Raw genomic sequence first — 13607 nt, forward strand, 5'->3', positions numbered from 1 at the left:
AACTTCTCGTCCTCCATGGCGTACATTGGCAACTTCTTCCCTAAATCCGAAAAAGGTACAGCTCTTGGTATCAACGGTGGCGTCGGTAACCTTGGTATTTCCGTAATCTACTTCTTAGCTCCATTCGCTATGGGTTCTGCTGCATTAGGTAGTGTATTTGGTGTAACACCAGCTATCATCAAAGGTAATGCAGTTTACCTTGCCAACGCTGCTTTCATGTGGATCGTACCTCTCGTTGTTATCCTTGCATTGATGACACGTTTCATGGATAACTTGCCATTAGAAAAACCAAATCCTAAAAACCTTGTACAAATCTTTGGTAATAAACACACTTGGGCACTTACATTGTTATATACTTGTTCCTTCGGTGCCTTCTCTGGTTATGCAGCAGCACTTGGTCTATTAGTAGGTAAAGAATTCCCTGAAATTCCATTTGCTTCAATCGCATTCGTAGGCCCACTTGTAGCAGGTGCGCTTCGTCCTGTAGGTGGTTGGTTAGCCGATAAAATCAACAGCGGTACAAAAGTTACCTTTGTGAGTCTTCTCGGTTTATGTGCAACAACTGCATTGATTGCATTTGGCGTAGATATGCACAACTTCCCATTCTTCTTCGCTATGTCCGTATTGACATTTGTATGCTGTGGCTTCGCAACTGGTGCAACATTCCGTATGATTCCACACGTATTCGGCAATCCATTACTTTCCTCTTTAATTACAGGCTTCGTAGCTGCCGTAGCTGCATACGGTGCTTTCATTACACCTAAAATCTTCGGCTTCACATATTCCACATTCGGTAATATCTATCCAGCCTTCGCTGTATTGTTAGCCTTCAACATCGTAACTGTAGCAGTATGCTACTGGTTCTATGTACGTAAAAGCGCGAACATGAACGTATAATTTTCTGGAACAGAAAATTTACGTTCACTGGACGGTACAACAAAATATAATTCACTTTTCTTAACTAAGTGATAAAAGAAACCCCGCATCTCTCCTCCATACTTATCAGGTCTGCGGCCTAGGGCCTTGACCTTGTAAGTCGGATCGATGCGGAGTTTTCTTTTATGAAAATATAGTTATGGATAAGCTACTCAAACATAGTGAATTATATTTTACGCAGTACAAGACGTTAACAAATTTTCTGTTCAAAATTATAACCTTCATATTAATGGAAAAAAAGGACTGCTAGGCAGTCCCTTTATTTATTATCCAAAGATTTCTTCTAATAGTGCATCGTCGATGATGGTACCAACGTAGAAGTCGCTGAAGATGCCGTATTTTGCACTGGCGATTTCAAAGCGCATATCGTATACGATTTTTTTGAATTGGATGTCGTCGTTACTGAAGATGGTAATACCCCATTCCCAGTCGTCTAGTCCACAGCCACCTGTTGTAAATTCAGATAGAACGTCTAAATATGTTTTACCAAGCTCGCCGTGAGATTTCATCAACATGCCGCGTTCTTGTGGTGGTAGCATGAACCAGTTGTCATCACCTTCACGTTTTTTGCTCATGTTATAGAAGCAAATATATTTATCGCGAGGTACATGAGGGTACAGTTTTTGGTTAACTTCTTCTGTATCGAGTTTAGCCTTAACATAAGCACTTACTTCTGTTACAGATGTATAGGAATATGTTTGAACTAGTACGCTTGCAATAGCAAGGCGGCGGAACTTGCGTTCTACTTGCGCCAAGTATTCAAGGGATGGACCAAGAATCCATAGAATCAAATCCCCTTTTGCACCATTGCAATCATAGAATGCATAGCTACCTTCTTTAGCTTGATGTTTAGCTTCAAGGTCTGCTAAGAATGCTTTTAATTCATTGCGCGCTTCTGCTTTCTCTTCAGCTGTAAAGCAGTTCCATGCGCTAAAGTCCATGGCAAATACCATGTGTTGGCTATGCCAACCTTCTACTGTAGGGATTGCTTTCCCCATTATGATCACTCCTATCTATGGTGATTCTATTAAAATGATATAGTTTTATTGCAATAGGAATCGAAAAGACTCCATATACTATTATAGCATATGGAGTCTTTTCTTATAATTATTTATTAATATTAGTTCTCACTACTTAATATTAGTTTTCATTACTGCCTACAATAGACTGTATGAGTTCTTTCGCCTGTTTCACACCGTCAGGAATACCAATTCCATCAAATGGAGTGCCAATAAGGTGTAAGTTTGGATAATTCTCGGCTACATGTTTACGCACAGCTGTAATACCTGCCCGATGGCCCACATTATATTGCGGCATGCAGTGGATGAGACGATTGATACGAACCCATTCAGGTTGCGTAGAGAAACTCATAATGCGTTGAATTTCTTTCACTGCTAATTCTGAAAGTTCCTCATCATTGAGATGTTCTACTACATCATTGCCAGGTTTACCGATAAAGACGCGCAATACAATCTTATCGTCAGGCGTTGTTTGTGGCCACTTTTGATTAAGGATTGTACATGCCGTGAGCGGTGTATCTGTGTTGCGTGTAATCAACAGGCCAGAGCCTTTTAATTCACCATCGAAGGTACTTTTATCAAAGGCCATGATGGCAATAGCGCAACTAGACTGTTCCATGGAACGCAAGAAATCAAAACCAGCATCATCTTTGAACCATTGGTTATACGTTGCCGGCGGTGTACAGATAATGACTTGATCTGCATTACCAGTGACTTCATCACTAGTAACGCTAGTGTTATGGCTTGTTTCTGCATCAGAATTTTCATAGCTTGCTGATTGAGCAGTACAATTACAGCCATCTACATTTTGTTTTACGACGTCTAATGCATATTGACCATCGGTGTAGCGAATATCAGATACTAATGCACTGGTATATAGTGATACATTGCTAGGCATGGCTTCAACGATGGCCGTAATAACGCTTTCAAGGCCCCCTGTTAATTGGCGGAACATACCAGATTGAGCAGCAGTGCCCTTGCGGCTTGCCATATCGGCTTGTGCCTTATTGGACTTCGCTTCATGACTTTCAAATTGACGGTCTGTCATAGTCCCTTTACCTGCACGCGGTACGTCACCTTCAGCGACGGCACCTTTAGCCGCTTTAGTAACCCCCGCTTTGGAGTGGCCCATCTTAGCAGCCATCATACCTTTTACCATATTCCCATATTTTTGTTCTACTTGAATAAAATGAGGGAACGTAGACAATAAGCTGATTTTATAAATATCGCCACCATAGATACCAGCTAATAGTGGTTCGATGAGCTTATCCATCATTTCTTGTCCCAAATGGTATTTAAAGAAATGACCAATGGATACATCACCATTTTCATCAAGTTGATATGGCTTTTTAAAGTAATCTAATCCAGCCCGTAATTTCCCAGGCCATGAAATGAGCGTCGCTTTCACAAAGGGCATCATTTCCGTTGGAATCCCCATGATAGAGCCACCTGGAATAGGATGGATTGAACCCTTGTCATACACAAAGGCTTGCCCTGTTTCATTCGATACAAGGGTATCGCCTAAGCCAAGATCATAGATTAGGTCCGTCATTTCTGTTTTACGACCTAAATACGAGTCGGGGCCTAATTCCACTACGAAATCATCAACCCGTTGTGTTTGTATTTTCCCACCAAACCGTGGTGCTTGTTCGTAAAGAGTAATGTTCCAGTCCGGCTTTGCATGACCTAAATAATAAGCCGCTGTCAATCCTGTTAGGCCACCGCCCACAATTGTTACATTCACGAATGAATCCTTTCTAATATTGCACTCGCCATAGCTTGTAAGAATGTTTCATTACAATTCGGCATCAATGCACGCATATATACAGCGCCGCCCGCATCAACGAGTTCTTTACACTCCACATCATTATCGTACAACACCTCTATATGATTGCTGACAAAGCCAAATGGTACAAAGGCGATATGTATCGCACCATTACGTAGAGCTTGATTGATAGCCTCTTCTACGGTAGGACCTAACCATTGACCATGTGGAGCCGCGCTCTGCCATGCCACAGACCAATTAGATAAACCACAACGTTCTGCAATTTCCCGGGCGCTTTCCTCTAAGGCTAACGCATAAGAATCTCCATTGTGGCTATTAATAAGAGGTATACTATGAGCACTAAAAATTACAAATACATCGTTAGTAGCATTGATACAATCCGAAACTGCTTTTACCCAATATTCCATAAATGATGGTTGATCCCACCAGGAGCGAATCACATCAAAGGTTACACCGTGATGGTTACCAATGGCAGCTTGTACTTGCTTCTCATAGGCCCCTGTACCAAGAGATGTAAAGAATGGAGCCGTTACGATAGCAACGATGTGTTCTACGCCTTGTTGGACTAAATCATCTACCGCATCAGCAATCGAAGGTTTCATATGAAGATAGCCAATAGCTGTTGGCATAGATGGTAACAATGTAATCAATGTTTCATATTGACGCTCTGCCATTGTTTGTAATTCTACATTGGACCATTGTCCAATTGCATCATAGCGACGTGTAAGATTAGCAACCTCAGCTTCTGTAGGTACACGACCATGACGAATGCTCGTCATATATGGCACTAAATCATCCTTACTTGAAGGACTACCATAGGATAAAAATAATAATCCTTTTTTCTCAATGTTCACTAGACTACCCCTCTTGAGCCCATAGTTCACGACTACGTTCATGTACATAGTCTGTGAGCCAATGAAGCTTCTTAGGATCCGCTTCTGGGAATACGCCATGACCTAAATTAAAGATATGGCGACCGTAACGAACACCGTCAAGCAAAATACGATCTACTTCATGAGCTAATGTTTTTTCATCAGCGAATAGATACGCTGGATCAAGATTACCTTGTACCGTTTGTGTTACACCACGCTCATTAGCCATAACGATGGAGCTACGCCAATCAAGAGCGATTACATCCAATGGCAAGTGAGACCAAATAGATACTAAATGATCGGTACCAACACCATTCATAGCCATAGGCAAATGAGGATATCGTTCTTTTACAGTCTTAATAATCCGTTCCATATGAGGATAAATTCCTTGTTTATATTGGTCCGCATTCACAGCGCCTACCCAAGAGTCGAAGATTTGTAGCGCATTCGCACCTGCTTCGGCTTGCATGGACAAGTACTCAATGGACATATCCGCTAACTTTGTCATCAATGCATTCCACACATCAGGCGCACCGATGAGCATGCCACGAGTCTTATTATAATTCTTTGTTGGTCCCCCTTCGATGAGATATGACGCAATTGTAAATGGTGCGCCACAGAAACCAATGAGAGGTACGTCGAGCATGCCAGACGTTAACAGTGTAATAGTTTTTCCAATATAATCTACCTTTGTAGGATCAAAGGTATCTAATTTATCTACATCAGCCATGGAGCGAATCGGTGTATTAAACACAGGGCCCACACCAGCCTTGAGTTCTACTTTTACATTCATCCCCACCATAGGACTCATAATATCCTTGTAAAGAATCGCCGCATCAACGCCGTATTCTTTTACAGGCAGTTCCGTAACACGAGCACACAATTCAGGCTCTTTTGTAATTTCAAAGAGCGTATATTTTTCCTTAATTTTACGGTACTCCGCTTGGCTACGACCAGCTTGGCGCATATACCATACAGGTGTTACACCAGGGTTCTTCCCTTGGATCATATCTAAATATGCTGTATTCAAGTACTCAACCCCTTTCTTTCTAATTTATACTAACACACTATGATAACTAAAACAGTTACTTTAGTTACATCACATATATCATCACTATGAATATTCCCTGTGAAAGCTAAACACCTTCACAGGGGTTTAATTTAGTTACGACTTAATCAGTAGCAATCAATGTTTAATTGCGACTTAATCTATGGCAATCAATGCCTGTAATAGATTGAGCCATATCAAATACAGAGCGTTGGCATGTGAATAACCAGATTTGTTGGTTCTTTCCAATTTCAGCCAATAATTCTAATGCACTACGTTGACGATTTTCATCAAAGCGTACAAGGATATCGTCTAATATGATTGGCAAGGATTCAACTTGGTAAGAGAATACCTTAGCTAATGCAAGGCGCAATGCCAAGTATACTTGGTCAGCCAAGCCGCTAGACCAGAATTTAAGTTCTAATCGCTCTCCATTGCCATTAACCAATGCTACACCTTCGTTGATACCGAGAACATCAAAGGTATAAACACCACCAGTTAACCGTTCTATATAAGAGGATGCAAGTTCTAACATATGAGGCTGTTTCTCTTGCTCGTAAGATTGTTGAGCCTTATCCATACAGTGGCTCATCAACACTTGTGTAGCCCAATCTTCGAGAGCAGATTCTAGTTCATTTTGTAACGCTTCTCGTTCTTGAAGCATTTGCTGTTGCTCTTGGTCAGAACCGAGGGCACGCATAGACTCTACAATTTGACCACGGCGCTCATACAAGACTGCCAACTTATCTTCAATGGATGCTATTTCTCGTTCAGAATGCGCCAATTCATCAAGCCAATTATCCTTATTGCCTTCACGCAAGCGGCGATAGAATAAATCTCTATTCTCCGCATCAGGCGCTAACAGATCTAACTGAACCTGACTTTGTTTGTAAATGGTTTGCCATTGCTTGTATTGGTCTTCATCAATAAGATGTTGACGATACTCGTTGGAGCTTTCCATACCCGCCTTGTGTAAGAGCTCTTGTTGACGAAGTAGTAATTCTTTTTCTTTGCGATGCCAGTTATCGTACTCATTGCGGAAGCTTTTACGTTGTGCTTCCTTTTGTTCCCATACAATTTTATTTTGTTGGAAGTTTTTGTATTGGTTATAAATACGTTTTAACTCTGTAGGAGATACTGGAGCTTCAACACCAAGGTTATACCACAATGTCATCGCTTGGTCTTCGATAACGCGCAATCCTTCTTTATGCTCAGCTAATCGCTTTTCATAGCCTTCAATGGTGCGCAATTGTTCATGATATTGATCATACTCTTGTTTGAGACCAAAGAAATCATCTTCGTTAAGACTCTTCGCCGCCCCTTGAGGTAACCAATTCTGCCAAGCTGCAAGGGCTTCATCATAAATAGCTTGTAAAGTATGACCTTCTTGAATCCAACGATCAAGATGTGCCGCCCCTTCTATGGATGGAATTGGGCTCGCTACAGGTGTGGCAGCTTTAACGATTGCCTCTAGCTGATGCTCTACATCAGATTTACGAGAGGACAAAATTTGTAACTCATAGTTCAGTTTAGATACATCAGAATTACCATTATGACGTCGCCATGTTGCATACCAGAACAATGCCATAGATAGGATTAACAATATAAATCCGCCAATTGTATATAAAACAGACTCTAATACTAAGAGGCCCGCTAATACAAGTAGTACACCAATAACGGCTGCTACGCCGCTAATGCGTTGTAACCATTTTGGCAAATGACTCGGTTGTGCATCTGGACCATAGCTATCTCGTTTTTCCGTAACTCGATCTATATCCATCAAGATAAGCTCTAGTTCACGTTCAAGATGTTCTTTTTTTGCCAAATCCTCTTCACTGTAATTTGGCAAGGATGCTCCGTCTAGGTTAGCTGCTGGCAAATCATCAGATGCCTCAGCAGGTTTACGATCTTGCCAATGCAATAATTGGTCTTTAGCAGTACGCAAGCGACTTGCTAAACGCTCACCTTCAAACCAATTCACATCATCAGCCATCGGCTCATCATCACGCCATGCTGAATGCATGGATCGAGAGAATTCTAGTTGCTCTCGCACCTTGAAGATGTACGCATCCCCTTCTTCACATTCACGGCGCAATTGTTCCCATTTAGCCCCTTGTTGGATGAGGTCTTCAATATCTTGACCATACGTACCAAATGGACTATCAGGACTAAAGTTAGCCGGCATTAAGGCCGCTTCCTTTTCCTGCCATAGCTGCATATTGTCTCTAGCGCGTTTGATTTCCTCGTCGATGCGAAGGAACTCATCACGGCTCAAAGCAAGTTCGCTATTATACTGCTGCATGTGCATACGCGCTTCTTCACTACGGCGATACGTATCCCACGCGCGCAATACCACATCTATACCATCGCGGTATTCCTTCCACTCTTGCAACTGACCTTGCAATTCTGCCTCAGTCTGCTCCGTACTGTGAAAGGCTTTTTGCAGTTCTACATATTGCGCTTCATGCTCAGCTAAATGGCTTAACTTTTGGCGATTTTCCTTAAGCTCATCCATCAACACGTTGATGCGGCGTTTACCATTGGAGGATGCTACCAATAAATCGGTAGCTCCTTTTTCAACGTCTTTTACAACAGAACCTAAGTGTTCGCCCCCTTCAGCACCGAAGAAGCGGGACCGAACCTCTACCTCTTGCAACACATCAAGGCCTTGTAGATCATCCAGAGTGAGTCCGAAAATGCGATTATATGTCTTTTTATCGATACCATGCCACCAGTGTTGAGCAGGCTCTTCATGAATGGCAGGATGTCCAGGACTGTAAAAGTCTAACTGTTTACCCTTACGACCGATATAGTAGCTTTCACCATTACGATCCACATCGAGGGCACCGGTCATAGGACCATAGGCCTTATGTGTGCCGCCGAATAAAAGGGTGCGCATCCCTTCAAGAAGAGATGTTTTACCACTTTCATTAGGACCATACATGAGCTGAACCCCATGTTCACCAGTAGTGAAAGACCAGTCGCGATACGGGCCAAATTCATCAAATCGTATTCGTTTAATGTTCATCGTTAGCCCCCATCAATACAGTAACACCTTCAATTTCACAGCGCTTCAAGGCGCGAAGCAATAATTCATCGCTCAATAAATCGGCATATACACCTAAGCGTTTAAACTCAGGACGTTCTGCTAAAATTTGGCGAGCTGTCTGTACCGCATTGCCATCAACCATATCGTCATAGGCGCGCAAATAATCACCTACCACATCAGATAACAATCTACGCTCAGCTAAATTAATGCTAGGCCGTGTAGTGGAAATAATGCGATAGGGCATAACGAATATAGATTTACTCTTCTCTTCGCTTTGAGACTCTTGCAACCATAATTTACGCACCCCTTCTTGGGTACACAAACGATGCAATGGTCCTGTTCCCACAAGAACAATAGAAAGCAAGATATTCTTCTTATGTTGTTTACGCAAATTTTCTTTTTTATGGCGTAAAATTTCTAAGAATTCTGCTTCAGTTTTCATGCCTGCAATATCAATTTTGATTTCTTCAAAACGGATAGCACTGGTTTCAATAAATCGAGGTTCACGATGACCATTATGGGATACAGAAACAAGATAGCACCCCTTAGGGCCTATTTCTTTACGGTGTAAACCTTGCGGATTTCCAGCATAGACAACGAGAGGTTCCTCGCTAAGAACTTGGGATTTATGAATATGTCCTAACGCCCAATAGTCCATGGCTGCTTCTGCTAGGTCTGTTAAACTACATGGACCAGTTACATTATGGTTTTCAGAGCCCGCACTAGAGCCGACTGTACCATGCATAACTGCAAGAGAAAACTCATCACGTTCAAAGGCACGATATTGACGCGCATAATTGTCGCTTTCATTACCATGACCACAACTAATACCATAAACGCCACCAATTTCAATATTGTTAACAATCAATGGAAAACGTTGTACTTGTTCGCTAGAGAATACATGCACATTGTCAGGCATCTGTAATTGAGCCTTCCAGCTTTCAGCAGGGTCATGATTACCTTGCACCATATAAACTGCAATGCGATGCTCTGCCAAGCGATACATGGCGCGCACAAAGCGCACTTGAGCCTCTAGATTATGGTCTTCGCTATTATAAATATCACCAGCTATGACAACAGCATGAACATGCTCATCAATAGCAGTGTCAATAATTGTATCAAAGGCTACATAGGTAGCTTCACTCACGGCGCGATCAACGGCGCGGCTAATACCTGTAGCATATTGGAAGGGTGCCCCTAAATGCAGGTCACCACAGTGTATAAATCGAAATGGCTGCATCTATATCCACTCCTTGTATTAGTACTTTTATTATAGTTATATATAGTAATTACAATACTCTATTATACTACAAAACCCTAAAGATTACTTAAAAATAACTATCAATTAAAACCTTAACATAGATTTAACACCTTAATATAGATAGTAAAATAAAGCCTCTAAAATTAGTTGTAAGTCATATAATTCCTCTGTATTAAAAGCACTCTAAAAACTACATAAATATTTTTGTTAACTCAAAAATACATTAAGTTGACAATTTATGCACTAACGTTTACAATCAAATTGTCAATATTTTATATTTTTATTAAGTTAACAATTAGGAGGCTATTATGGCTTTGCCTACAGATCAACAACCATCCCAGGTGGGAACATACGAAAAAATCCTTACCATAGCAAATCGTATTATGCATGGTGGTGAAATTACAAAAGAAGAAGCAATTGAGTTAATTCATACATCTGATGATGATACGATGATTCTGCTCGCTATGGCAGATAAAATTCGTCAACATTTCAATGACAACTCCGTAGATGTATGCGCCATTGTAAATGCACGATCTGGCAAATGTCCTGAAAACTGTAAATTCTGTGCTCAATCTGCACATCACGAAACAGGCGTTCAAGTATATCCGTTCATGGATGATGAAAGCATCCTCGATGCGGCTCGCAAAGCTAAAGAGGCAGGCGCTATTCGCTTCTCCATCGTAACAAGTGGTCGTAATACTAATAACCCAAACGAATTCGATCAAATCATTCGCGTATTAGGCCGCATTAAAGATGAAGTAGGCCTCGAAATTTGCTGTTCTCTTGGTTTGTTAACTTATGAACAAGCTCTCAAATTGAAAGAAGTAGGTGTAACTCGATACCACTCCAATATCGAAACAGCACCTAGTCACTTCCCAGATATTTGTACAACCCATTCCTACGAAGATAAAATGTCTACCATCGACAACGCTCAAAAAGCAGGCATTCGCGTTTGCTCTGGCGGCATCCTTGGTCTCAACGAGACATTAGAACAACGCGTAGAAATGGCATTTGAGCTTAAACGCTTACATATTGACTCTGTACCACTTAACATTTTGAATCCTGTTAAAGGTACGCCATTTGAAAGCAATAAAGCATTACGTCCATTAGATATTTTACGTACCTTCGCTGTATTCCGTTTCATCTTGCCAAATGCATTGATTCGTACAGCTGGCGGTCGTGAAGTAAATCTTCGTGACTTACAAGCCTATGCTTTAAAAGGTGGCCTTAACGGTATCATGGTTGGTGGCTACTTAACAACTGGCGGTCGTTCTCCACAAGACGATCTCCAAATGATTCAAGACTTGGAATTAAGTCGCAACTCTGCCCAAGTTTAAATTCTGTATATACCATTCTCTTTTGAGGATGTTGTATATAAAAAATATTCCTAAGATTTATAAATTTTTTACACATATAAAAAAGAACCATCTAGTTTGCTGTGCTAGATGGTTCTTTTATTGCCACAATAAATTATAAATGGCTTGACCATTTGTATTGCCTTCAATAGGTTCTGGGTTTTCATTATACTCTACATTTTCATAAGGTGTACCGTCTGCCATGTACGCATCTACCTTTAACGTTTCCATGGTACGATTATATCTACTTATATACACTTTATATCGCAATTCGTCGCCACCCAGTTCATTGACCCGCAGCCACAAAAGCGCATCATAATCACTTTTTTGAACACTGTCATTGTCAATAAATAATTGGTTTCCTGACGCATCTGGTCCAACATAATACCAGTCCGTTGCGTTAGCGGTCCCCCCTATACTGAGTAGCCACAAAAGGGACAATATGGTTAATATTTTCCTCATATGACTGCTCCTCTCATGCCTAAGAGCTGTATACTTTATAAAACTTTAATAGCCATTAAACCTTTATAAAATATACAACTTCTCCTTTATATATAATACCAAAATTGTCCCATATTTATCAACAATAATTAAACTTAATTATTATCTTTTTTAGAATTTCAAGAAATTAAAAGAAATTTCTTAAAAAATTTCATTTTCAACTCATTTTTTGTTCTTATAATGACAATGTCAAATGATAAATAGAGGTAACAATTCCCTGGTTACCATACGTGTATTTATCTCCCGACAAGTATTACTAACCCCAAACCTACTACTTGTTTAAATACATGGTTCATTTGATATTAATACTAACACTCCCCTTACATGAAAAAAGGACTCCAGTCGGAGTCCTTTTTTCGTTGTCAAAATATTCCTATATTCAATACCTGCATATAGTTTCTAATTTTATTTACTATGTCCCATTTCATAATCCATAGAATATTAATATTACTAGTATAAATCAGCTTTCAAATACAATAGAAACCACCAGTTTTAAATCGACAAAAAGAAAACCCTCAAAGACTTAGCTACATTAGCAATTAAGCCTTTGAGGGTATTATTATGTACAAAATGTACTATTTAATTCGACTGTAGTTTATTTTACTTCAGCCCAGCCTAAAGCAGCACGTTTAGCATCGATATCTGCTAAGATTTTTTCAGCTACTTTAGCAGGATCTGTATTTACATACATAACAGAACCTAAGATATCTTTAGTGTCTTCTTTAAGCCATTTTGTAACAGCATCAGAACCTTGTGTAGGTGGCTCAACGCAGTGGTAAGAGTTGATACCCATCAAGCGGAAGCCAAGGGATGCATCGATACCTTTTTCGTTAGACCATTCAGGGCTAGACATTGCAAATGGCATTTGTGGCAAGTTAAGGCCTAATTCACCTGCAATACCAGCGAAAATACCAGAGGAACGTGCATTATCTACACATTCGCCAACATGCCATACTGGCGGTTGATCATCGCCCAAGAACTCTTGCAATGCAGGGCTACATTTCTTAATAGCATCTGTATTACAGTAACCAAGTTTCATTAATGGGAAGGACGCACAACCATTTGTTAAGATGATACAACCGTTTTTAATAAGTGTATCAACGATATCTACTGTTGCTTTTTCGTAGATAACGCGAGGGTTGGAACAACCTACTACGTTTACGATACCACGAACTTTACCAGATTTTAAAGCCTCTGCTAATGGTTTGAAGGAACCATAATGTTTAACAGTGGATTCTGGAGAGAAACCAACTTCAGCAGTGATTTCGTATGGCGGAATGAATACAGGCATACCTTTGCGCAATTCATGAGCTTCAAGAGCGCGATCCAAGATTTTGCGAGCCAATGCTTTTGTTTCAGACAAGTTAGTATGATGGTGGTCGTAACCAATGTGTTCTGCACCTGGTAAACGAGCTGCATCAGATGTAGTGATAACTTTTGTGTTGAAGCAACGTGCTACGTCCATGATAGCAGGGTAAACGTCTTGAACGTCAGCTACCCAGCAATCGAGCGCGCCTGTACCAAGTACAAGTTCCGCACCGATAGCATTACACAATGGAATAACGTTTTCGTAGCGGTACATGCTGGACAAACCAGAGCAGCAGATACCGTAGAATTGGATACCTTTAGCACCGATAGCTTTTGCTTTTTCTAAGTACTCTTCAGAAGCACCAATTTTACAAATTTGGGATACTAATGTTGGCAAGTGACCATGAACAGCGATGTTAACATAACCTTTTTTCAAGGCACCGATGTTAACTTTGGATGTACGACGACCACC

9 protein-coding genes and 1 pseudogene are annotated in these 13607 nt (G+C 40.7%); 2 read left to right on the forward strand and 8 right to left on the reverse strand.

Features of this window, described 5'->3' with window-relative positions:
* The coding region (locus tag QZ548_RS03585) for an MFS transporter (protein ID WP_295868372.1) at window positions 1–897 on the forward strand (897 nt) is incomplete at its 5' end.
* A gap of 305 nt (window positions 898–1202) precedes the next feature.
* On the opposite strand, the gene hemQ is transcribed toward QZ548_RS03585, so the two are convergent.
* The 6 genes from hemQ to QZ548_RS03615 all read right to left on the reverse strand — a co-directional run bounded on the left by hemQ (window position 1203) and on the right by QZ548_RS03615 (window position 9950).
* Complete coding sequence (gene hemQ / locus QZ548_RS03590) at window positions 1203–1934, reverse strand: hydrogen peroxide-dependent heme synthase (RefSeq protein ID WP_295782117.1); 732 nt, start codon at window positions 1932–1934, stop codon at window positions 1203–1205.
* A 142-nt stretch (window positions 1935–2076) separates the two neighbouring features.
* Window positions 2077–3699 (reverse strand): protoporphyrinogen oxidase, encoded by a 1623-nt coding sequence (hemG, locus tag QZ548_RS03595; RefSeq protein ID WP_295868375.1) that lies wholly within the window; start codon window positions 3697–3699, stop codon window positions 2077–2079.
* Window positions 3696–4595 (reverse strand): ferrochelatase, encoded by a 900-nt coding sequence (gene hemH / locus QZ548_RS03600; RefSeq protein WP_295868378.1) that lies wholly within the window; start codon window positions 4593–4595, stop codon window positions 3696–3698. The genes hemG and hemH overlap by 4 nt, the downstream gene beginning before the upstream one ends.
* 4 nt (window positions 4596–4599) lie before the next feature.
* Entirely contained in the window at window positions 4600–5643 is a 1044-nt protein-coding gene (gene hemE / locus QZ548_RS03605) for a uroporphyrinogen decarboxylase (protein WP_129823598.1), read from the reverse strand.
* 163 nt (window positions 5644–5806) lie between these two features.
* Window positions 5807–8689, reverse strand: a complete 2883-nt coding sequence (locus QZ548_RS03610) for an AAA family ATPase (RefSeq protein WP_295868380.1) — start codon at window positions 8687–8689, stop codon at window positions 5807–5809.
* Window positions 8679–9950 (reverse strand): exonuclease SbcCD subunit D, encoded by a 1272-nt coding sequence (locus QZ548_RS03615; RefSeq protein WP_295868384.1) that lies wholly within the window; start codon window positions 9948–9950, stop codon window positions 8679–8681. Before QZ548_RS03615 ends, QZ548_RS03610 begins: the two co-directional genes overlap by 11 nt.
* A 329-nt stretch (window positions 9951–10279) precedes the next feature.
* On the opposite strand from QZ548_RS03615, the gene bioB reads away from it, so the two are divergent.
* Window positions 10280–11308: a biotin synthase BioB gene (bioB, locus tag QZ548_RS03620; RefSeq protein WP_227720516.1), complete on the forward strand. Its 1029-nt coding sequence runs from the start codon at window positions 10280–10282 to the stop codon at window positions 11306–11308.
* Window positions 11309–11425: 117 nt separating this feature from the next.
* Here bioB and QZ548_RS03625 read toward each other — a convergent pair whose 3' ends face one another.
* On the reverse strand, window positions 11426–11788 hold the full coding sequence (locus tag QZ548_RS03625) for a hypothetical protein (RefSeq protein ID WP_005387626.1): 363 nt from the start codon (window positions 11786–11788) through the stop codon (window positions 11426–11428).
* Between the two features lie 634 nt (window positions 11789–12422).
* Window positions 12423–13607, reverse strand: a pseudogene (locus tag QZ548_RS03630) (carbon monoxide dehydrogenase); the annotation flags it as partial.

This window comes from uncultured Veillonella sp. (assembly GCF_915069625.1).
In the GTDB taxonomy this organism is placed as follows: domain Bacteria; phylum Bacillota; class Negativicutes; order Veillonellales; family Veillonellaceae; genus Veillonella.

Bases quoted from the DNA above. Each gene is read 5' to 3' on its own strand.
- QZ548_RS03625 (WP_005387626.1), bottom strand. From the start codon at position 11,788: ATGAGGAAAATATTAACCATATTGTCCCTTTTGTGGCTACTCAGTATA.
- QZ548_RS03610 (WP_295868380.1), bottom strand. From the start codon at position 8,689: ATGAACATTAAACGAATACGATTTGATGAATTTGGCCCGTATCGCGAC.
- bioB (WP_227720516.1), top strand. From the start codon at position 10,280: ATGGCTTTGCCTACAGATCAACAACCATCCCAGGTGGGAACATACGAA.
- QZ548_RS03615 (WP_295868384.1), bottom strand. From the start codon at position 9,950: ATGCAGCCATTTCGATTTATACACTGTGGTGACCTGCATTTAGGGGCA.
- hemQ (WP_295782117.1), bottom strand. From the start codon at position 1,934: ATGGGGAAAGCAATCCCTACAGTAGAAGGTTGGCATAGCCAACACATG.